Here is a 21,982-nt window from a genome sequence, read left to right on the forward strand (position 1 = left end):
CGTTCCTTTCTATCAACCAGCTCATTGTACAACTTGATTCACTTTACTATGCTTTGTTTTTTCATGAATATAATTCGTTAATTCAACTGTTAAATCATAACGCATAAACGGTGTAATCAAATAAATGCCATTAAAGTATTTTAATGCTGTATCAATTAATGGTTTTGCTATTGCAATGGACTCTTCTCTGGTTTTAGTAGGATCGCCATCACATACTGCCATTCTTCTTCTCGTTTCATCCGTTAACGTTATGCCTGGCACTTCATGATGAAGAAACTCGGCATTACGCGTACCTGTAAGCGGCATAATTCCTATATAAATTGGTGTTGACAAGTGCTTTGTTGCTTCGTATGTTTCAATAATTTTCTCTTCACTAAACAACGGCTGAGACATAAAATAATCAGCACCACATTCAATTTTTTTCTCAAGCCTCTTCACTGCTCGATCCACATGACGCACATTTGGATTAAACGCTGCAGCAACTGAGAAAGATGTCTTTTCACCAAGTGATTTACCTGAAAATGAGACCCCTTCATTTAACTGCTTAATAAATTGAATTAAGTCATAAGAAGATAAATCATAAACAGAGGTTGCACCTGGGAAACCACCTAATTTTGTAGGATCTCCTGTTACCGCTAATACTTCATTAATCCCTAACGTATGGAGCCCAAGCAGGTGAGATTGAAGACCAATTAAGTTTCGATCCCGACATGTAATATGAACAAGCGGTCTTGCTTTAGAAGCCTCTTTTATTCGTACACTCATTGCCATATTACTAATCCTTGGTGTAGCTAACGAGTTATCTGCCATTGTAACAGCATCTACTCCAGCATGATGAAGAGCTTTTGTTCCTTCAATAAACTTATCAATATTTAGTTGTTTTGGAGGATCAAGCTCTACGATAACTGAAGGTCTTTCCCGCACAATTTCATGCAGCGGCTTTTCAGTGCGTTCTTTTTTTACAATATCAAACCGATGACTCTTTTTCTTAATATCTTTTTTTAGAACTGGTTGTCTATCTTTTAATCCACGGATAATTGCCTTAATATGCTCCGGTGTTGTGCCGCAGCAGCCGCCAATTAATCGTACACCCTGCTCTTTAAGATGAACAGCAGCCTGCTCAAAATAATTTGGATCTGAATTATACGTAAATTGTCCGTCAACGATATCCGGCAAACTTGCATTAGGATAAGCTGATAAGTAAACACCATCAGAAAGAGGCACTTCCTCTAAAGCTTGAATCATATGAGTTGGACCTAAACGACAGTTCACACCAACCACGTCTGCACCGGCATCAGCAAGCTGTTGTAATGCCTCTTTTAGTGAAATTCCTGATTGAAGAACACTAGGATCATGAAGCGAAACTTGAGCGATAACTGGAATAGTCGTTTCATTTTTCACAATTTTTAAGACAGCTTTTAATTCTTCTAAATCGTAGTATGTTTCTAATAGAATACCATCCGGTTCTTCCCCAAGAAGGGCAAGAAGCTGCTGTTTAAATGCTTGCTCAATTTCAGTTATGGAATAAGCATTTTTTTGAATTCCTCTAATTCCACCAATTGTTCCCACGACAAAAGCTCTATCTTCTGCAGCTGCTTTAGCAATTTGAGCAGCTTTTTTATTAATTTGTACAACTTCATCTTCTAAACCATACCTTGCTAATTTAATAGAGTTTGCGCCATACGTATTCGTCTGAATTACATTTGCGCCAGCCTCTATGTAGCTTTTATGAATATTATAAATTTCCTTTTCATGTGTCAGATTTAAATGCTCAAAGCATTGATCAATTCCATAAGAATATAAGAGCGTGCCGATCGCTCCGTCCCCAACTAAAATGGAATGTCGCAGTTTATCTAATAAGCTCATCTTTGAGGTCCTCCTTACTTTTTAACTTTCAACCGAAGATTACTTTTATCGAATGCTTGTTTAAAATCATTTATTAAATCAGCAGGATCCTCTAATCCAAGCGACAATCGTAGTAAACCATCACTAATTCCCCGCTTATGACGTTCTTCTTTAGACATTGCAGCATGAGACATTTTAGCAGGATAAGATAAAATAGATTCTACCGCACCTAGACTTACTGCAACGACTGGTATTTGTAAATGCTTTACAAACTGTTTAACCGCTTCTTCATCTTTTAATTGAAAAGATAAAACAGCTCCACCACTTTTTGCCTGAGCTAGTTGGATTGGGTAGCCTGGATGTGACTTTAATCCTGGGTAAAACACTTGTTCAACCTCAGGTACCGTTTGAAGCCATTCTGCTAATTGAAGGGCGGCCTTTGAAGACTGTTCAATCCTAATTTGTAGTGTTTTCAACCCTCTTAATACAAGCCAACAATCCTGCACTCCTAATACAGCACCAATAGAGTTTTGTAAAAAGGCTATTTGTTTTGCCAATTCTTCATCGTTTACAACAGTAAGACCAGCGACCACATCACTATGCCCGGCAATAAACTTTGTAGCGCTGTGCAGTACAACATCTACCCCTAGCTCAAGCGGTCTTTGTAAAGCTGGAGTTAAAAAGGTATTATCAAGAAAAGTTAGACAATTATTTGCTTTAGCAAGCTTAACAACTCCTTGAATGTCTGTCACTTTTAAAAGCGGATTTGAAGGTGTCTCTATATAAATTACTTTCGTGTTTGGCTGAATATTTAAAGCAACCTCCTGTAAATCAGTCATGTCAACGAAAGTATGTTCAATTCCGTAGCGCACTAATACCTCTGTAACCATTCGATAAGTACCGCCATAACAATCATTGCTTACAAGCACATGATCGCCTTGAGAAAGTGTCAAGAAAGCGGTAGAAATAGCCGCCATTCCTGAAGAGAAAGCAAATCCAAATCGACCACCTTCTAATTCAGCAATCGTCTGCTCTAACGCTTGACGTGTTGGGTTTCCAGAACGACCGTAATCAAATGGACCAAATTCATCTAAATTTTGCTGATGAAAAGTAGAAGCATGCTGAATAGGTACACTTACGGCTCCTGTTTCTTTATCAAATTTATAATCATTATGAAGCAATTTTGTTTGAAAGCTAAAGTTATGGTCTGTCACTTTATTGTCCCCCTTTTTGAGCGTTCTCAAGTGCTTGATTTAGATCGGTTTTTAAATCATCAAGATGTTCGATTCCAACAGAAAAGCGGAGCAGGCGATTACAGACACCATTCACTGTTCGAACCTCTACTGGAATTTCACTATGGGTTTGTGTTGCAGGGTATGTGATAAAACTCTCAACTCCGCCAAGACTTTCCGCAAATGTAATCGTCTCAAGCGAACGTAAAAATGGATCTACCATTTTTTCATCTTGTACACGAAATGACATCATACCTCCGCGTCCTGGATACAAAACGTCTGTAACAGCTTCATGTTCTCTTAAATAAGAGGCAAGTGCTTGAGCATTGCTTTCATGCTGCTTCATTCGTAAGGATAATGTTTTCATCCCCCTCATAAGCAGCCATGAATCTAACGGTCCTAGTGTTGCGCCAATCGTATTATGATATTTTGCAACTTTTTCAGATAAGTCTTTTCCTTTTGTAACAATTAAACCAGCAAGCACATCATTATGACCGCCTAAATATTTTGTAGCGCTGTGAATTACAACATCTGCACCGTCTTTAATTGGCTGCTGCAACAGTGGTGTATAGAAGGTGTTATCGACGATAAACAGTAAATTGTACTCTTTTGTAATAGACGAAATTGCCTTGATATTGACTTCATTCATTAATGGATTTGTTGGTGTTTCAATAAACACCGCAACCGTATTATCTTGAATTTTATTAATAAGTTCCTGATCTTCCCCGTCAAAGTAATCAAACTTTAATCCCCATTTTCTCCAGCTGTCCTCAAACAAACGATAAGTGCCCCCATATAAATCACGCGAGACAATAATGTGATCGCCTTTATTAAATAATGTAAAAATTGTTTGGATGGCTGCCATCCCAGAACTACAGGCAAATCCTTGATCACCTTTTTCTAAAACGGCAATCGCTTCCTCTAACAATTTTCTAGTTGGATTTGCTGTTCTGGTATAGTCAAAACCTGTTGATTCGCCAATGCCGCGGTGACGATATGCAGTTGAAAAGTATACCGGTGCACTTACTGTACCTGTTTGTTCTTCACTTCGATTTCCAATTTGGGCAAGAAGTGTTTCAATTTTTTTATCCGTCATTTTCACAAATCCCCTTTTATATTTTAAGTCTTTTGCTCTTATATCACCTTAACATGTAAATAAAAACTGCCCTCTTCACTAAGAAGAAGGCAGATAGATTAGCCACTATCGAGTTCCCTCTTCTTATCTTTACAAAAGCACGACTGCTTTGCTTCTGTAGGAATTAGCACCTGACCACCACCAGCGGCTGGTTGCTGAGGTTTCAACGGGCCGGTCCCTCCACCTCTCTTGATAAGAATTAATACCAAAACATTTCAAATATTTTTTGTTTTAAATTATTGTTTACTTTACAATAGTTTGAACCTTTTTTCAATAGCTTTAAATAAAATATATAACTCATATTCGGATAATCGGAATGCTGAGAACGTTTACTTAGTGATGAAGCAGACATTCTTTACATATTCGATTGCAAATCATTTTTTTAGGGCAAGAAAACTTTATAACGAAGAAGCTGTTAAACAATGATAGTAATTTTGACTTCTGCGTACGAAACATTCTTATCACCTGTTTGGAGTCAAAATTGACAGAGCTCAACAGCATAGCATATAAAAAAACTCATTGTTCTGAGGTTGGAATTTGATTATTTTTCATTAATAATTCTGTTTGTCGCTTGTTAGCAAGTTTTACCTTCCTTAGACCTAGCCACCATAAAAAAATCATAAAAGGGATCATCACATAAAACCATTTTTGAGTAATTTTAATTAAAATATAATCATATGTGCCATGCAGCAATACAGGCACGATTAAGGAGAATATGAGAAATTTCACTTTGCTTTTATTTTCAATAAACTTTCCTCTCCCAAAGTAATATCCCATCACTACCCCGTAAAGAGCATGACTTGATACTGGCAGCAGTGCCCGACCAATCGCATCATCAATACCACTCGCTAATAAATAAAAAATATTTTCAATAGAGGCAAACCCAAGCGATGTGGCCACTGCATATACAATACCATCATAATGCTCATTAAAATGTGCATGTTGATAGACTGTATAAAAGAGAATAAACCATTTTAAAAATTCCTCTAATAACCCTGATAGTAAAAACGCCTCAGAAAAAGCGGTGACAATAAGACCTTCTTCAATAAAAGCATATTGAATAACCATTACTGGAAACACTAGTAATGCCCCAAAAATAAAGCTGCGAATAACCATCCCAATCGGTTCTGCTTCATACTGATCTCTTAAATAAAAATACGAGAGTAAGGCAATTCCTGGTGCAATGCCCGCAGAAATAAGAACAAACATGGCACTCCCCATTTCCACTCTTTTTTCTTATCGTATCATGTTAAGAACATTATTAAAATATTAATAAAAATCTATTAAAAATCTGTCTGAAACCATCTGAAGGTTAGAGGTTTTTTTGGAATAACGGAAGATTTTTTCACATTTGCTATGCAAAGGTGAAAATTTTTTAAAAAATCTGTCATTCCATGCAAAGTATCTATAGTTAATAATTGCTATTATATGTTACAATAAAAATATCTTATTAATCGCTTACAACAATGTTGCTTAAAGGAGGCATGGTGATGAAAATAAATAAATTTAAAGTATGGGATACAAAAGGAACATATGGTGGTACTCCCGCAATGATTGAAAATATTACAAATTCTGATATTGCTAATGATATTTGGCAGGATCGTAGTTTTATAAAAATGCAGTATATTGGCCTAAATGATTATAAAGGAAATGAAATTTATGAAGGAGATATTATAAAAGGAAATAAACAAATGTATATTCCAAATTGGGATGGTTATCAAAACACTTCTCAAACTAACAATGAAAATTACGTGGAATTAGATGAAGAAGAAATCGGCATTGTCGTTTATCAAACAATAAATTTCAAAACCGAATTTATTATTTATTCCCTAAACAACAAGAGCATCTGCACTTTCAAAGAAATAAGTAATATTGAGGTTATTGGAAATATACATACAACCCCTGAATTAATGCATGGACAAGCTGATCATATTTTAAAAGAACTTTCACTCACTTAATTAGTAATTATTTTTTCTGTTTTCATTTCAAAAGAGGTTTAATTGTAATAATCCCCTTTTTATTTACTGAATATTTTAATTATTAAATTATTTGTAAAAAACTCATGGTTCGTTTTTAACTTTCGTCCATGAGTTTTTCTTAACTGTACAATTAAAAATTTTCACGCTTTGAAATCTCTTCAGCTATTAATTCGCCATGAAAACGTCCATTCTCAATAAAAATTTCATTTGCATTATTTCCTGCGGCGATCACACCGGCAATAAAAATATCTTTTTGATTTGTCTCCATTGTTTCTGTATTAAAAAGAGGACGCCCTGATTGTTCATCCGTGACAACACCCATTTTTTTCAAAAAAGAATGATCTGGATGATAACCAGTCATGGCAAAAACAAAATCATTTTTAATTTCTCTTTCCTTACCATTGACTATATATATAACTTTATCTTCAGCTATTTTCTTTACTTCAGCATTAAATTCCATGATTACTTTTCCATGGTTTACTAATGATTCAAACTCTGGCAGAATCCATGGTTTTACACTTGTTGAATAATCAGAACCACGATATAACACTGTGACATATGCCCCAGCTTTTTCAAGTTCAAGTGCTGCATCCACTGCTGAATTTTTGCCACCAATCACAACAACATCTTTATCAAAAAACGGATGAGCTTCTTTAAAATAGTGAAAAACTTTCTTAAGATTTTCACCAGGCACACTCATGTAATTAGGGCTATCATAATAACCGGTTGCCACAATAACATATTTTGCACTGTATTGTTTCTCCGTATTCTCCATCACTTTAGTGGCTTGGATGGAAAATAACCCTTCCTCTAATTTTTGTACATTTGTTACTTTTTCAAAGGCATGAACACGTACTTTTTTACGTTTTACTACTTCTCGGTAATAGGAAAGTGCTTGATTACGCTTTGGTTTTCGCTCTTCAATAATGAAAGGCACCTCTCCTATCTCTAACTTTTCACTGCTGCTAAAAAATTGTTGATGTGTTGGATAACGATAAATCGCATCAACAATGTTCCCTTTTTCAAGTACCAAAGTTGATAAACCCCTTTTTTGACACTCAATGGCAGCCGATAATCCGCAAGGGCCTCCCCCAATAATAATTACATCTTCTTTCATTCCTTGTCACTCCCAACCAACTAATAATATATTTATATAAAAACAAAAAAATCCCGCTATCAAGAATATGATAGGGGATTTTTTCAAGTGTTGCAAATAGTTAAATCCAACCTCTAAAACGAGATGCTTCTGCCATTTTTCGGACACCAACCATATAAGCTGATAAACGCATGTCAATTCGACGACTCTCAGCAGTATGATAAATACTTTCAAAGGCATTTACCATAATTTTATCAAGCTTTTCTTCAACTTCTTCTTCTGTCCAATAGTAACCTTGATTGTTTTGCACCCATTCAAAATAAGAAACCGTCACTCCACCAGCACTTGCCAAAACATCTGGTACAAGCAAAATACCTCGATCTGTTAAGATTTTCGTCGCCTCATTTGTCGTTGGCCCATTTGCTGCTTCTACTACAATAGAAGCTTTAATATTATGAGCATTGTTAGCTGTAATTTGATTTTCAATCGCAGCAGGAACTAGAATATCACAATCCAATTCTAATAATTCAGCATTTGTAATCGTCTCTTTAAATAATTTTGTTACCGTCCCAAAGCTGTCACGACGGTCTAATAAGTAGTCTATATCCAAACCTTCAGGGTCATGAAGAGCACCATATGCATCTGAAATGCCAATAATTTTTGCACCTGCATCATGTAAAAACTTCGCTAAGAAGCTTCCAGCATTACCAAAACCTTGGATAACAACACGAGCCCCTTGAATGTTAACACCTTTTTTATTTGCTGCTTCGCGAATGCAAATTGTTACCCCTTTAGCTGTTGCTGATTCTCGTCCATGAGAACCACCTAACACTAAGGGTTTTCCTGTAATAAATCCAGGAGAATCAAACTCTCGAATTCTACTATATTCGTCCATCATCCACGCCATAATTTGTGAGTTGGTAAAAACATCTGGAGCTGGAATATCTTTTGTCGGACCTACAATTTGACTAATGGCGCGAACATATCCACGACTTAGCCTTTCTAATTCGCGAAATGACATTTCGCGTGGGTCGCAAATAATTCCACCTTTACCACCACCATATGGTAAATCAACAATTCCTGCTTTTAAGCTCATCCATATCGATAATGCTTTTACTTCTGTTTCTGTTACATTTGGGTGAAAGCGCACTCCCCCTTTAGTTGGTCCTACAGCATCATTGTGTTGGGCACGGTAGCCAGTAAATATTTTTATTGAGCCATCATCCATACGTATTGGAATACGAACAGTCATCATTCGTAATGGTTCTCTTAATAACTCAAATACTTCATTTGGATATCCTAATTTTTCAAGTGCTTCTTGGATAACAGATTGTGTTGATTCTAAAACATTCGGCGCTTTCGCCCCTTGTGTATTTTCTGGTGCGTTATCGGCTACCATCTAATTTACCTCCTATTAACATAACAAATTATGGTTATTAGTATTCAGCTTTAGTATACATGTTTGTGCCTGAATTTTGAAGGTGTAACCACAACTTTTTACTAGTTGTAAGCGTTTCCAAATTAAGTATTCAAAAAAATTTAAAAAACTACTTCCTACACAAGATAATAAAAAAATAACCGTATGTCAACTAAAAAATTAACATACGGTTTATTACTTCTTTTATAACCGCTTATTTTTTTAAAGAAAGCTTCACCAATTGATCAATCATCTCTTCATAAGAAATACCAACGGCTTTTGCTGCATCCGGAAATAAACTTGTCGGTGTCATACCTGGTAGTGTATTTACTTCTAAAATTACTGGTTCGCTTCCATCATGAGGAACAATAAAATCAACACGTGAATATACTTCACACCCCAGCGCCTTATGTGCAAGAACAGCATTCGTTTGAAGAGAAGCTGTTATTTTCTCTTCAAGCCTAGCTGGGACAATATGTTCGCTTCCCCCTGCAGCATATTTTGATTCATAATCATAATAAGAATTTTTCGGGATGATTTCGACAACTGGAAGTGCGTTGACATTATCTTTTTCACCCATTACCGCCACTGTTACTTCTTTTCCGCTAATAAACTCTTCCACTAAGACGACCTCATCAAAACGAAATGCTTCCTCAATACCTTGATAAGCTTCTTCTTCGCTGTGAGCAATTGTAAGTCCAATTGTAGAACCTTCACTGTTTGGCTTCACTACAATTGGATAAGAAATATTTAATTCCACGGTTTCCCGATTATAAGAATGTTTATGCAGAACTTTATCTTTAGCAACACGAATACCTGCTGTACAAAACATTTTTTTGGATTTTGCTTTATCCATTGCAAGAGCCGATCCTAACACTCCTGAGCCTACATACGGAATTCCTAATACATCTAGAATTCCCTGTACTCTACCATCTTCTCCAAATCGACCATGAAGACCGATAAATACGAGATCAGCTTCTAAATTAACAACTTTCCCTAAATCATTTGGGTTAAAATCAATTCCCGTTACATCGTATCCTTTACTTCGGAGAGCATTGATAATTCCTTTTCCACTTGATAAAGAAACTTCACGCTCAGCGGAAGTTCCACCATATAATACTGCAACTTTCATAATCGCCATTCACTCCTAGGCATTATAGTTATGTACCCATAGTATATTCTTTGAAAGAAAAGATGGGAATATAGAACAAACTTATCATACCATAAATTAGATTTCTTTATGATATATAACTTAAACTTTAACTATGAACATTCTTGTTTAAGTTGAAGCTAAATCATGAATTATACAAATTTTGTGCATCTTTTATAAAAATCAGCTATACTATGAACAAATCATAACAAAATTGAGGGATTAACTATGACAAAACGAATTTTATTTACGTTTGCTCATCCTGATGATGAAACCTTTACTGTAGGGGGAACATTAGCTGAATATGCTAAACACCCTGATATTGAAACCATTGTATACAGTGCCACATTAGGAGACGCAGGAAAATGTGGCAATCCACCTGTTTGTTCTAAAGAAGAATTAGCACTTGTCCGAAAAGAAGAGTTAAAAACAGCAGCCGCTATTTTAGGTGTTGATCATCTTCTTTTCGATACATATAGAGATGGTCACCTTTCTATGCTATCCAAAGACCAATTAAAAGAAGCTGTGCTTAAAGTTATAGAAAAATACCAGCCTGAGATTGTTGTAACGTTTCCACCTCATGGCTTATCTGGTCACAAAGACCATCATGCTATCCAACAAGCTACGTTAGAAGCAGTAAAGGATGAGCGAAATAAAGCTGTTAAAACTCTTTTTTATGCAACATTCCCTGAATCAATGAAAGAAAAAATGGGGCAGCCAGCATTTGCGGATCCTGATGAAACAATTGCTGTAACAAAATCAATTAAAGAAGAAAACATTGAAAAAGTGCGTAAAGCATTGCTTGCACACAAAACACAACATCTCTCTGTTGAACGTGTATTCCCAACAATTAAAAATTCAAAACAACCTTTTTTAAAATTCGATAACTGTGAATATTTTGTTCATGCTTGGGGAGCATCACCTGTTAGCAATAATGAGCTGTTTTCCTAACAAAATTTAAATGAACAAAAGAAGAAAACAACAATAAAAAATACAAATTTAAAACCGCTGAGTTAACAATTCAGCGGTTTCCTCTGTTAGGAACGATTTTCCCAAAAATAATGATGAAGTGCTGCTACTGCATTTTCTCCTATAAGTATTTTTCCATATTCAATAACACGGTGACTTGTAAGTGTAGAAGGACTTCCGAATTCAGCCAATAGTGCTATAACTTGATCGATTGAAATATCTTTCAAATCTTCTTCTGAAAATTCCAAATAAAAGCGGTCTTCATAAGAAAATAACCTGCCACCCGTTAATTCTACAATATAGAGGCGTTGGGATAATGAAATAACATCTTCAAATGAGGAAAATGTATAAAAAATTTCATCACTTTCATCTAGAGTAACCTGCATTTCAATAAAATCATCCTCATATTCTTCAGCAAAGTCACATTCTGTGCTTTCTTTTGTTACAATAACAATCATTCCTTGAGCGGGCAGTGCAAAGACTTCTACAGCAATTGGACCATCTGCTTTAAACCCTAACTCATCATCAGCTTCAAGCATCATTTCACGAAAAAGCTGCTGAACTTTCGGAACATCTTGCCAAAGTTCTTCCTTTGTAATCCCTCTCTCATTTAAATCATCAAATGTAAGAAAGACTTTTATTTTATTATATGTTAAACGCTCTAGACGCATGAAATCCCCCCCTTGCCATCAAACTCCAAAACTATGTGCTTTATTGTATGTTCCCCCTGCTTGATTGGTGCTTTTCGAAAGAATTACTGATTAGTTTACAATGCTTGTCAATAAACAGACAAGTTAAAAAGCTTGATCTTACACATCATTAGATAGGTGATAATCGATCCAATTATCCCATTTTTCTTTTGTGCTTCCTACTAAATAGGACTGAATTTTTTGATATTGCTGATCAGATAATTGATCGCAAGCTGGCCCACCAATTCCAACAGCTAAATCTTTTCGCTTTTGAAGCCCTTCAATAAACTTTAATGCGCCTTGGAGATTCTCAGTTAAGCTGCATGACAAAAAGAGAAAAGCAGGTTTTAATTCTTCTATGACCATTTCCACATCTTCTTCTGGAATTCCTGTCCCTAAATACACAACTTTAAACCCTCTTCTTCTAAGATAAAGGGTAAAAATAAGCAGCCCAAGTTCATGAGATTCATCAGGACAGCATACAGCTACTGCTGTAGGCAAATAGCTATTAACGGGAAGTGTATGAAAGATCATACCAATCCTTGAACGCAGGAATGCTGATGTAAAATGTTCATGGGCCGTTGTAATTTGCCCTTTTTCCCACATGTCTCCTACCTGTACCAATAGACTTCCTAATATATCAATTGTTACTTTTTCAATGCTGTATAACGTAAACGCTTGACTTAATAATTGATGGGCTTCTTGTTCATCAAACCTTAAAAGAGCATGAACTAAATGTTGTGATAGTTCATATGCACGATCTTGTTGATTGTTTTCTTCTATAAATGTTTCAGTTTTATGATTTTCTAACAGTTCAATAGCTTGACTGATTGTAAAACCTTGATTTATTTTATCAAGTAACCATTTTAATTTTTGAACTTGCTGCTCTGTATAAAGACGATGTCCTGAAACATTACGTACCGGAGACATAAAGTTATATCGCCTTTCCCAAGCTCTTAATGTCCCTGGTTGAATACCGAGCATTTTTGAAACTGCTTTAATATTATATTTCCCTTCAGCAGGTGTCATTACTGAACCCCCATACTATTTGTTTACTAACATTATAAATCAAACTTATTGTTAGATAAATTTTAAATAGGCTTTATTTTCTACTATGAAAAATCATTTCGATTTTAATGTTAATAAATTTGTTTCAGCCGGAACACCTAACCTTAAAGGAAGCATCGTTGTACCATATCCATTACTGACAAACAAAGTAGTTTGCTTACAGTATTTAACTCCCCCTTTTTCTTCCAGACCCCATTTCCATATCCTAATTTGGCCGCCATGAGTATGACCGCTTATAACAAGACCTATTTTATGAAGACTTGTGATTTTGTTTACAATACTAGGATTATGACTAATTAAAATCCGAAAACCATTTCCGCTATCTTGAAGAGCTAAATCTAAATTATCTCGTTGTCCTGTAGGATCATCAACTCCTAATAAATTTAATAGTTCATTATCACTTTCAAAAGATACTGCCGTATTATCTAATATTTTCACTCCACAATCTAATAACATCGCATCTAATTTATGATAATCCACCTCATAATCATTATTTCCCCAAACAAAATAAACAGGAGCTATCTTCGTTAATTTTTTTATATTTTGTTCAATACGACTATAAGGAACTCCCTTTTCAGCTAGGTCCCCTCCAATTACGATAAAGTCTGCTCTTCCTCTAATTTTAGAAAGAATGTTGTCATGTATTTTTCGCCTATGAACATCAGAAATAAAAAAAATTGTTGTATTTTCAAATCCTTTCGGAAAGTCTTGTAAATATATTATTGTTTCATTAACATTGTTTAAATGGGCCTCTATCCACATGATAATGAGTATCCCAACTGCAGCAAATCCTAGTATGAATAAAAAAAACAAAATATGTTCTCCTCCTGTTTCATCTTTATATTAATGATGTTTGCTTCTTTGCAATGGTTTATGGTGTTCGGAATAAGAGGTTGTTATTCCTGTTGAAATTCCGTATAAAGCTGAAAGCAGCAATACTAAAGCACCAAACCAAAATTCTATACTTATTATATAAAGATAAATACCAACTAAACAAAACACTTCTATAAGTATAAAAAGAAGTTTATTCTTTTTATCTTTTATCATACTTTTAAAGTAATGTACAACTTTTTTCCAAGTTGCCGCACATAATATCATACCGATCAAAAAACCAAAACCTATAATTAAGAGATCAACTGGTTCAAAGATTATCTGCATAAACAGTGTTGACGTATCAGAGAGCAGTAATGAATGAAATTGTTCACTACTAATAAATAAACTGCATAATGCTATTAATAAACGCAGCAATGTTTTCACTACATGTCTCTCCCTTCCAAATATTTGCTTAAAAAATCAATTCGTCTATGTGTCGCTTGTCAACCTGTATAGCAAATCTATATTATAATATGAATGTTTTATCTAAGTAGTCATTTTCTAGAAGTTCTAATCCAACATTTATTGTTAAATTAAAAATGAACGAAAATTCTGTAAATTTACTATTGTAAATTCTGTAAATTCACTGTACAATAAAAGGCAAAGATGTAAACGCTGTCATTCTATTTTTATTAAATATGAATGAAATGGAGAGGATAAAATGACGATCACCAAACTAAAAAACAAATTACTTTTGTTTAATAGTGATCTCTCATTTAACAAAAGGTTAGGTTTACCGATTGAGGTCTTTTGCCCCCAAAAACAAGAACCGATCGCATTCGGTCGTATTGAGCGTTATAATGAAGATGCTGTATTTATTAACGGAAAAAAATATGATCGGGAAAAGTTTATTTTCTTTGGCTGCCAAAAGTCTGCTTAAACTCAATCCATTAAACCTATCTAATTTCTCGCTAGACAATTACTCTAACATAACCCCTTTCGACTTTTATCTTTATTCATTCGTGATATAAATTAATATGAAAATGCGATTTCATAAATTCAAAAACAAAATGACGACTTTCCCATTGTTTTTCATCTGACCACAACTCACCTGTTCGCTTAATTATTTCAAGGCGCAGCTTTTCAAACTCTTCTTCAGCCTTCTTACAAGTTTTTTTACATTTGTTTAGTTTATAATAACTAAACATCGCCGCTGCGCCGATGATCCAAACAATTGGATCAAAGAGAACTTTTGTCAGCTGTGAGAAACTTATTAATAAAGGCAAACCTGTTACACAAATATATATAAACCCTAACAATAAAAATACAAACACTGTAATTCCCCACTTGATTAATTCTTTTTCATAATGCTCCTCTTTCTGTTTGCGTTCCACTAATGTTTTTAACAACTCAAGCGCTACCTCTGGTACTAACAGCTGTTTTAACTGCCATTCTTTAAACTGTTCCATTTATAACCACCCCCTTTTTCATGTTATGCGTCATAAATGCGTCATAAAACAGCTATTTTCAACCTAAAATGGTCGAAAAGCTTTTCTAACTAAGCAGAAAAAAGTCCAGGCAGCGGCCCGGACTTTTCTATTGAAGAGGAATTACTAATTTTTGTCCCTCATATATTTCATTTTCCCTTAAGTTATTTCGTTCGCGAATTATTTCTTCCCCGTTTCTACTTTCATAGTACTTCATTGAAATCCGAAACAGTGTTTCTCCTTTTTGAACAATATGAATAACTTCACGTTCTTTTGCGTTTAGATCACTGTCAATTTGCTGTCCTTTTGAATCACTGCTTTGATAATTATTAGCAGTTTCCTGACCTTCATGCTGCCCTTTTTCCTCTACCTTTTGATCGGCTGCAGGATTGAGCTGATCGTTTTCTTCTTCCTGTTCAATTATCACACTTTCTGTTTCATTTTCTTCCTGTTTATTTTCTTTGCTGCTGTTTATTTCACTAGATGCATCTTCCTCATTAGAGCCAATCTCATATTCAAACTCTTCATATGCACTTTCTTCTCCTGACACCCACTTCCCACCAACATTTTCAATTTTAGAACTTAATCCAAAATAAAAATAACTAAACGCTCCAATTACAATGAATACAAAGAAAATTAATAAAGTCCTTATTAATAAAAAGGGGCGCTGCTTTGTTTTACGTGATTTCTTCTTTTTACGATGAAATTCTTGTCTAGACGGAAGTTGATTTTTTTTATCTGATGACTGCTTATTGCTTCTTCCTTCATCTTCCTTTATTTGAACTGCTTTCATGGTCACACACCTCGTTATGATCTTCCTCATTTACCCTAACTGTTTTTTTATATTGAAAACGAATGATACACCCTAAACTAAAATCTATTAAAAAATGAGCAATAATTGTAATATTTAAATTGCTAGTTTTTAAAAACAACCAGCCTAAAAAAAAGCTTACCAGAATAGATGATACTAGTAAAACCGGCTTTCTTAAGTAACGAATATGAATAAGAGCAAACAACACACTTGCTGGGAAATATCCGATATGTGTTTGTAAAACACCTCTAAATAAAATTTCTTCAACTGCACCAATCATTATTGTTAGAACCGCAATATGCCAAACCGGTAAAACAGAAAAAATCCGCTTATTAATTCCTCCATCATCATAATGTTTTTCATCCAGAAGCATTACAAGAACTACATCCAGTAAGATAACAAGAAGGGCACTTCCACAGCCTAAAAATAAGAATTGGACAGGATGCCAAGTAAATAACTCATAAAACTGCTGCCAGCTTTCAAACAGAATAATACCGAGGCCAAGAGCAATAGTCCCTAAAAAGCCTTGTGTTACATAAACGTTTAATAGTACTTGTCTATTCGTCATCTTCCTAATCATTTCTGCTTGATTATTCAATTGCTTCATCCTCACTTTGATGAAGGATTTTTTTTAATTCATTTTGCCATGAATGTTGTTTAAACGCTAGACTTGTATTTAAATGATTTTCATAAAAAAGAGAAATATCCAATCCGCACCGGTCGCAGCAGTATTTTGGGCGAACCTCTAGTCTTTCTTCAAAGACGGATAAAAGAACTTCACGCCGACAGCTTGCCGTCTCCAGCAGCTCTTTCATTGCAATCAATTTTTTGAATTTATATTTTTTTCGCTGCATCACAACATCTAAGATTTTTTTTGAAGTATCGTGGATATTAAAAGAACGAAGCTGCCTCTCTTTCGTTATAATCGCTAATTCTTCAAGCTGATATAAAATAAACCGCCACGCTGTTTCAGACAAACCAATTGATTTTATTTCTTCATCGACTCTTTTCTTTAGAACTGCTCCTACGGTTAGATCGTGTTTTAAAATAGTTAGCACTTTTTTTAATTCATCTTCTGTTGGAAACTCCTTTTCAATAAGCGACAATGGAAGCCAGCTGTCATCTTCACAGTATAAGAGAATTGCAATACTTTTTTCTCCATCACGACCTGCTCGTCCAATTTCTTGTAAATACGCTTCCACATGCTGCGGATAATGAAAATGGATAATAAACCTTACATTTGCCTTATTAATTCCCATTCCAAAAGCATTTGTACAGCAAATCACATCCAGCTGACCTTCTAAAAATTGATTTTGAATTAATAAACGCTCTTCTGTTTCTAATCCTGCATGATAGAAAGCTGTGTTAATATTTTCATTTCTTAAAATAGCGGTTAATTCTTCTGACCAATAGCGGCTTGAAACATACACAATGCCTGGCCCATTTAACTCTTTTACCAGCTGGACTAGCCGTTCAATTTTTGCTATTTTTGATTGTTTCCATTCAATTTTTAATGCAATATTTGGCCGATCAGCGCTATAGATATGTTTTTTCACCTTTCTCATTTGTAAATGAGAAACAATATCCTCCTGTACTTCTTTTGTTGCAGTAGCTGTTAAAGCTAAGCAGGGTGGGTCTCCTAACAGCTTGCGAATAGATGCTAGCTTTAGATAATCTGTTCGAAATTCATATCCCCATTGCGATATACAGTGAGCTTCATCTATAACAAATAAAGCAACTTGTATGTTTTTCAAGGCCCTCTTAATCATTTCAGACTGAAGTGCTTCAGGAGAAATATAAATAAATTTATAGTTAGCCAATTGATTTAAAATATGCCTTCGCTCTGTTTCTGTTAAAAAACTATTTATTGCCACAGCTCGCTTTTCCCCATAGCTTTTCATTTGTGTTACTTGATCTTCCATTAACGACAATAAAGGCGAAACAATTATGATAGCTCCTTTCATAATATAACCAGGTAATTGGTAGCAAAGAGATTTGCCCGTACCAGTTGGAAGCATAGCTAAAACATCCAAGCCCTTCAAACAGTCAGAAATGATTTCTTTTTGTCCCCTTCGAAATGATTGATGACCAAATTTTTCATTCAGAACTTTCTCTAAATTCATAGTTTGATCCCTTCTCTTGCAAGAACAAGCCTAATTTCAAAATAACTATAATGTTCTCCCAGTCTTTCTCTAATAATCTTTAATCGTTTTGTATTTGCTTTTTGGAGCACTTTCACAATGTGTGCTTGCTTTTCCAAAGATACATATTCGTTTATCACAAAGCTGTCATCATGCATTGCAATTTCTACAACATGATCTTCAATCGTATTTCTTTTTAAACGACGTACCTTAACAATTTCCTCTACCGTTTTTCCTTTTTCTAAAAGACTATATGTTTGTTTAGCCGAAGCGGTTAACGCATTAATCGTTTGATCGGTAATAAAAAGGTGTAGCAGCGGAAATTTATATGAATTTTTCTTTATCAATGAAACCATATAATGCAAAAGTCCTTGAAAAGAAAAGTGCGCTTTAATAGGATCCAGCTTTAACTGTTGTGCTAACTGTTCAATCGTATATCCTATTCGATGATAGCCGCTTAAGCGATATGTAAACAAAAATGCTTCTTGTTCATCGCATGTGTTTAACAGATTTTCTATTTCTTTATAAAGATTTTTTGCAGTTTGAATTCTTTCTTCATTTGTTTTTGGAAAATGTCTCTTCACCCATAGATGTACGCTATAATCTCGGTTAACAGGTAAAAAGTTATATTTGTGCGCTAACATACAAGACAAGCTTTGAAGAAACAGTCCTAACCGGTTCCAAAATATCTCTGAAACATCTCCATATACCCATCCATTTAAAGAGGGTGAAAAGGGTTCTTTCTTTAAAAAGCAGTTTACTGTCTCTTCTCCCTTAGAAGTTATAACAAACGTACTATGTTTAGGAACAATCATTTCTTTATCTTCTAATTTCATTATGGATTCATTTAACTGTTTCCGTTCAAGCGTCTTAATGGTTTGAAATAAGGAAATAAGCTGATAAAGATTCCCATCTTGAATAGTTTGAGCAGATTTTTTCCCTTTTAACAAATGATAAACAGCTGATATGGAACGTTCTCCATTAAACCGCTTTAAACAATAAAGAACAATAAAATCAAAATAGTTCACTAATAATCACCACAATACTTTAGAAAGTTAATCAATCTTTTAGACAGAGTGTTGATACTTCGAAGTTCAAGCGTAATCGTTCCTTATCTGTTTAATATCTTTTATTGTAACAAAAAATCCTAAAGAGGTTTAGGAAAACATAGAAAGGTGAATCTATAACAAAGAAATAATAATATAAGGTGAAAATCTGTTCTTTCACTTGAATTATAAAAAAAACCGCTTTAAAATGTACTTAAGTGGCTTTATTATGTAAAATGATTATTTGATTTACATATTGTTTGTGATATTCTAGGTTTATAATATAGTAAACATTTATAGGAGGTTTTCACTATGGCAAAATATACAATTGTTGACAAAGAAACTTGTATTGCGTGCGGAGCATGTGGAGCTGCGGCGCCAGACATTTATGACTATGATGATGAAGGTATTGCATTCGTTACGCTTGACGATAACAAAGGGATCGTCGAAGTGCCTGACATCCTACATGAAGATATGGAAGATGCTTTTGAAGGTTGTCCAACTGACTCGATCAAAATTGCTGAAGAACCATTTGATGGTGACGCATTAAAATTTGAATAGTCCTTTAATCAATGCCTCTTAACTAATATGTTGAGGGGTATTTTTATTTCTATTTTATTAGTAATGATAATCACTGTCAATTAAAACTTGTTTAAATTTTTATATAATTTTCACAATTTCTTTTAATCCATCTCATAACTTGCTATAATATAGCAAGTTATGAGATGGATGTATATATTAAGGAGGCTTTTTATGGGTTTTGAGAATAAAGTTGTGGAAGTGCTAATTGAAATCCCAACCGGGAGTCAAAATAAATACGAATATGATAAAGAAAAAGGTGTGTTTAAACTAGACCGTGTTTTATTTTCTCCAATGTTCTATCCTGCTGAGTACGGTTATATTGACAATACATTAGCGCTTGATGGTGACCCACTCGATGTTCTTGTTATTGTTACAAATCCTACTTTTCCTGGCTGTGTAATCGATGCTCGGGTTTTAGGCTTTTTAAATATGGTAGATGGCGGAGAAGAAGATTCTAAGCTTTTAGCTGTACCTACTGAAGATCCACGTTTTAAAGATGTTCATTCCCTTGAAGATGTACCGGCACACAAGCTCGAGGAAATCGCCCATTTTTTTAAAACATATAAAGATCTCGAAGGAAAAAAAACCGAAGTAGGTTCTTGGGAAGGACCTGAAGAAGCTGCTAAGTTAGTGAATGAATGTGCTGCACGTTATAAGGAAAAATAACATTCATAACAGACAGTAATGATCCCTGTTAAACGCTTTACCCCTTTAAATTGACAAACTATCATTAATATGGTAAATTATCAAAAAATAAAGCTATAAATGAATCTTTTTTAACTATTTTTTTTTATTGTTCGTGTTTTAGTTATTTCTTTTCACAATTTACACATTAATATGGAATTTCTGCTGTGTTTTCCGTTTACTCTTTTGTATGATAGTGCTAATTTTTTATTAAGAGGAGTGAAGAACATGTACCATATTTTAGTATCAGACCCAATGAGTGAAGAAGGATTATTACCATTATTAGAAAACAATGAAGTAAACATTGTAAAACGTCATGTTGATGAAGAAGCTGAACTTGAAAAATTTGATGCCTTACTCGTAAGAAGCGGCACCACTGTCACAGAAGAAATTATTAAAAAAATGCCAAATTTAAAAATTATTGCAAGAGCAGGTGTTGGTGTTGATAACATTGACATTGAAGCAGCAACAAAAAATGGTGTAGTTGTTGTGAATGCTCCTGACGGAAATACAATTTCTACATGTGAACATACTTTTGCTATGATCGCTTCACTTGCAAGAAACATTCCACAAGCAACAAAATCAATTAAAGACGGAAAATGGAATCGCAAAGCATTTCTTGGTGTTGAATTAAACGGCAAAACATTAGGAATTGTTGGTTTTGGAAGAATCGGTTCTGAACTTGCAAAGCGTGCACGTTCATTTAATATGTCTTTACTTGTATTTGATCCTTTCTTAACAAAAGAACGCGCTGAAAAATCAGGTGTCACTCTTGCTTCTTTAGACGAAGTGCTTGAACAATCTGATATTATTACTGTTCATACACCATTAACAAAAGAAACAAAAGGTCTCTTAGGATTTGAAAACATTAAGAAAACAAAACCTGGTGTACTGCTTATTAACTGTGCACGCGGTGGTATTATTGATGAAGAAGCACTTCTCCATTATCTAAAAGAAGGTCATGTTGCAGGAGCAGCACTTGATGTATTTGTAACAGAACCGCCTGCAGATCATCCGCTGCTAGAGCTTGACAACGTTATTGCAACACCGCATATTGCTGCGTCAACTAAAGAAGCACAATTAAATGTGGCATCACAAGTTTCTGAAGAGGTTTTACAGTTCTTACAAGGTAAGCCAATTAAAAACTCAATTAATTTACCAACTCTTTCGAAAGAGCTTTATCAAAAAATTGCACCATATTATGAACTTACAAAGAAAATGGGGTCTATTCTTTCACAATGCATGCAAAAACCGGTGCAAGAAATTGACTTATCTTATGCCGGAGAAATTACGGAACTTGAAACAAGCTTTATTACAAGAAGTCTTCTTGCTGGATTTTTAAAACCACGCGTCGATACAGGGGTAAATGAAGTAAATGCGCCTACAATCGCAAAGGAGCGCGGCATTTCTTACGGTGAAAAGCATACATCAAATACACAAGGATATTCTAACATCGTTGAAGCTGTTGCCATTGGAGAAGACTCTTCCTTTAACTTAAGCGCAACATATGTAAAAGAGTATGGACCGCGTATTGTAAATATTAATGGATTTGACATTGACTTCAACCCGCAAGGTAACCTTCTTTATATTCAACATTTTGACAAACCAGGTGTAATTGGCCGTGTAGGTCAAATTCTTGGTGAGCATGAAGTGAACATTGCAACAATGCAGGTTGGACGTAAAGAAGCTGGCGGAGAAGCGATTATGATGCTAACTTTTGATGACACATTAGGAGAAGAGTTAGTTTCAGCGCTTAAAAATATTGATGACATTGTTTCTGTTAAGAAAATTGAATTATAAGTTAAAAAACTCTCTTTCGTTTAACGAAAGAGAGTTTT

22 protein-coding genes and 1 riboswitch are annotated in these 21,982 nt (G+C 34.7%); of the genes, 6 read left to right on the forward strand and 16 right to left on the reverse strand.

Annotated features, from left to right (window positions below):
- Window positions 1–21 precede the first annotated feature (21 nt).
- The 4 genes from DS031_RS06980 to prsW form a co-directional block, all read right to left on the reverse strand.
- Window positions 22–1,866 carry a bifunctional homocysteine S-methyltransferase/methylenetetrahydrofolate reductase gene (locus tag DS031_RS06980; protein WP_113805213.1) on the reverse strand — a complete coding sequence of 615 codons (1,845 nt, stop codon included), beginning with the start codon at window positions 1,864–1,866 and terminating at the stop codon, window positions 22–24.
- Window positions 1,867–1,880: 14 nt separating this feature from the next.
- The gene (metC, locus tag DS031_RS06985; RefSeq protein WP_113805214.1) at window positions 1,881–3,059 is read right to left on the reverse strand and encodes a cystathionine beta-lyase; all 1,179 of its coding nucleotides are present in this window, start codon (window positions 3,057–3,059) and stop codon (window positions 1,881–1,883) included.
- A gap of 1 nt (window position 3,060) precedes the next feature.
- Entirely contained in the window at window positions 3,061–4,173 is a 1,113-nt protein-coding gene (locus tag DS031_RS06990; RefSeq protein ID WP_113805215.1) for a methionine biosynthesis PLP-dependent protein, read from the reverse strand.
- A 120-nt stretch (window positions 4,174–4,293) separates the two neighbouring features.
- Window positions 4,294–4,411: riboswitch (SAM riboswitch) on the reverse strand.
- Window positions 4,412–4,728: 317 nt separating this feature from the next.
- The gene (gene prsW, locus DS031_RS06995; protein ID WP_113805216.1) at window positions 4,729–5,421 is read right to left on the reverse strand and encodes a glutamic-type intramembrane protease PrsW; all 693 of its coding nucleotides are present in this window, start codon (window positions 5,419–5,421) and stop codon (window positions 4,729–4,731) included.
- A 281-nt stretch (window positions 5,422–5,702) separates the two neighbouring features.
- Between prsW and DS031_RS07000 the strand changes: the two genes are divergently transcribed.
- Complete coding sequence (locus DS031_RS07000; protein ID WP_181833056.1) at window positions 5,703–6,170, forward strand: YopX family protein; 468 nt, start codon at window positions 5,703–5,705, stop codon at window positions 6,168–6,170.
- 151 nt (window positions 6,171–6,321) lie between these two features.
- On the opposite strand, the gene DS031_RS07005 is transcribed toward DS031_RS07000, so the two are convergent.
- From DS031_RS07005 to DS031_RS07015, 3 genes are all read right to left on the reverse strand, one after another.
- A complete protein-coding gene (locus DS031_RS07005; protein ID WP_113805218.1) occupies window positions 6,322–7,308 on the reverse strand; it encodes a YpdA family putative bacillithiol disulfide reductase in 987 nt (328 codons plus the stop codon).
- 100 nt (window positions 7,309–7,408) lie between these two features.
- Window positions 7,409–8,686 carry a Glu/Leu/Phe/Val family dehydrogenase gene (locus tag DS031_RS07010; protein WP_113805219.1) on the reverse strand — a complete coding sequence of 426 codons (1,278 nt, stop codon included), beginning with the start codon at window positions 8,684–8,686 and terminating at the stop codon, window positions 7,409–7,411.
- A 232-nt stretch (window positions 8,687–8,918) separates the two neighbouring features.
- Window positions 8,919–9,836, reverse strand: coding sequence for a D-alanine--D-alanine ligase (locus tag DS031_RS07015; protein WP_113805308.1), 918 nt, complete (start codon window positions 9,834–9,836; stop codon window positions 8,919–8,921).
- A gap of 246 nt (window positions 9,837–10,082) precedes the next feature.
- Here DS031_RS07015 and DS031_RS07020 point away from each other — a divergent pair, with 246 nt between their 5' ends.
- The gene (locus DS031_RS07020) at window positions 10,083–10,805 is read left to right on the forward strand and encodes a PIG-L deacetylase family protein (protein ID WP_113805220.1); all 723 of its coding nucleotides are present in this window, start codon (window positions 10,083–10,085) and stop codon (window positions 10,803–10,805) included.
- Window positions 10,806–10,891: 86 nt separating this feature from the next.
- Here the strand turns inward: DS031_RS07020 and DS031_RS07025 are convergent, their stop codons facing one another.
- The 4 genes from DS031_RS07025 to DS031_RS07040 all read right to left on the reverse strand — a co-directional run bounded on the left by DS031_RS07025 (window position 10,892) and on the right by DS031_RS07040 (window position 13,837).
- Window positions 10,892–11,494 (reverse strand): genetic competence negative regulator, encoded by a 603-nt coding sequence (locus DS031_RS07025; RefSeq protein WP_113805221.1) that lies wholly within the window; start codon window positions 11,492–11,494, stop codon window positions 10,892–10,894.
- Between the two features lie 138 nt (window positions 11,495–11,632).
- A complete protein-coding gene (locus tag DS031_RS07030; protein WP_113805222.1) occupies window positions 11,633–12,541 on the reverse strand; it encodes a MerR family transcriptional regulator in 909 nt (302 codons plus the stop codon).
- Window positions 12,542–12,634: 93 nt separating this feature from the next.
- Complete coding sequence (locus DS031_RS07035) at window positions 12,635–13,342, reverse strand: metallophosphoesterase (protein ID WP_113805309.1); 708 nt, start codon at window positions 13,340–13,342, stop codon at window positions 12,635–12,637.
- An 81-nt stretch (window positions 13,343–13,423) separates the two neighbouring features.
- Entirely contained in the window at window positions 13,424–13,837 is a 414-nt protein-coding gene (locus DS031_RS07040) for a hypothetical protein (protein WP_113805223.1), read from the reverse strand.
- A gap of 277 nt (window positions 13,838–14,114) precedes the next feature.
- On the opposite strand from DS031_RS07040, the gene DS031_RS07045 reads away from it, so the two are divergent.
- Window positions 14,115–14,333, forward strand: a complete 219-nt coding sequence (locus DS031_RS07045; protein WP_113805224.1) for a hypothetical protein — start codon at window positions 14,115–14,117, stop codon at window positions 14,331–14,333.
- Between the two features lie 76 nt (window positions 14,334–14,409).
- Here the strand turns inward: DS031_RS07045 and DS031_RS07050 are convergent, their stop codons facing one another.
- From DS031_RS07050 to DS031_RS07070, 5 genes are all read right to left on the reverse strand, one after another.
- Window positions 14,410–14,862, reverse strand: coding sequence for a DUF2663 family protein (locus tag DS031_RS07050; protein ID WP_113805225.1), 453 nt, complete (start codon window positions 14,860–14,862; stop codon window positions 14,410–14,412).
- A 127-nt stretch (window positions 14,863–14,989) separates the two neighbouring features.
- The gene (locus DS031_RS07055; RefSeq protein ID WP_181833057.1) at window positions 14,990–15,673 is read right to left on the reverse strand and encodes a LysM peptidoglycan-binding domain-containing protein; all 684 of its coding nucleotides are present in this window, start codon (window positions 15,671–15,673) and stop codon (window positions 14,990–14,992) included.
- Window positions 15,645–16,289: a CPBP family intramembrane glutamic endopeptidase gene (locus tag DS031_RS07060; RefSeq protein WP_245947255.1), complete on the reverse strand. Its 645-nt coding sequence runs from the start codon at window positions 16,287–16,289 to the stop codon at window positions 15,645–15,647. The genes DS031_RS07055 and DS031_RS07060 overlap by 29 nt, the downstream gene beginning before the upstream one ends.
- Window positions 16,282–17,814, reverse strand: a complete 1,533-nt coding sequence (locus DS031_RS07065) for a RecQ family ATP-dependent DNA helicase (RefSeq protein ID WP_113805227.1) — start codon at window positions 17,812–17,814, stop codon at window positions 16,282–16,284. The genes DS031_RS07060 and DS031_RS07065 overlap by 8 nt, the downstream gene beginning before the upstream one ends.
- Window positions 17,811–18,860: a YpbB family protein gene (locus tag DS031_RS07070; protein ID WP_113805228.1), complete on the reverse strand. Its 1,050-nt coding sequence runs from the start codon at window positions 18,858–18,860 to the stop codon at window positions 17,811–17,813. Before DS031_RS07070 ends, DS031_RS07065 begins: the two co-directional genes overlap by 4 nt.
- 330 nt (window positions 18,861–19,190) lie before the next feature.
- Here DS031_RS07070 and DS031_RS07075 point away from each other — a divergent pair, with 330 nt between their 5' ends.
- From DS031_RS07075 to serA, 3 genes are all read left to right on the forward strand, one after another.
- On the forward strand, window positions 19,191–19,439 hold the full coding sequence (locus DS031_RS07075) for a ferredoxin (protein WP_113805229.1): 249 nt from the start codon (window positions 19,191–19,193) through the stop codon (window positions 19,437–19,439).
- Between the two features lie 192 nt (window positions 19,440–19,631).
- Entirely contained in the window at window positions 19,632–20,126 is a 495-nt protein-coding gene (locus tag DS031_RS07080; RefSeq protein WP_113805230.1) for an inorganic diphosphatase, read from the forward strand.
- A 246-nt stretch (window positions 20,127–20,372) separates the two neighbouring features.
- A complete protein-coding gene (gene serA / locus DS031_RS07085) occupies window positions 20,373–21,944 on the forward strand; it encodes a phosphoglycerate dehydrogenase (RefSeq protein WP_113805231.1) in 1,572 nt (523 codons plus the stop codon).
- The last annotated feature ends 38 nt before the right edge of the window (window positions 21,945–21,982 follow it).

The organism is Bacillus taeanensis (genome assembly GCF_003318295.1).
Classification (GTDB): domain Bacteria; phylum Bacillota; class Bacilli; order Bacillales; family UBA6769; genus Maribacillus; species Maribacillus taeanensis.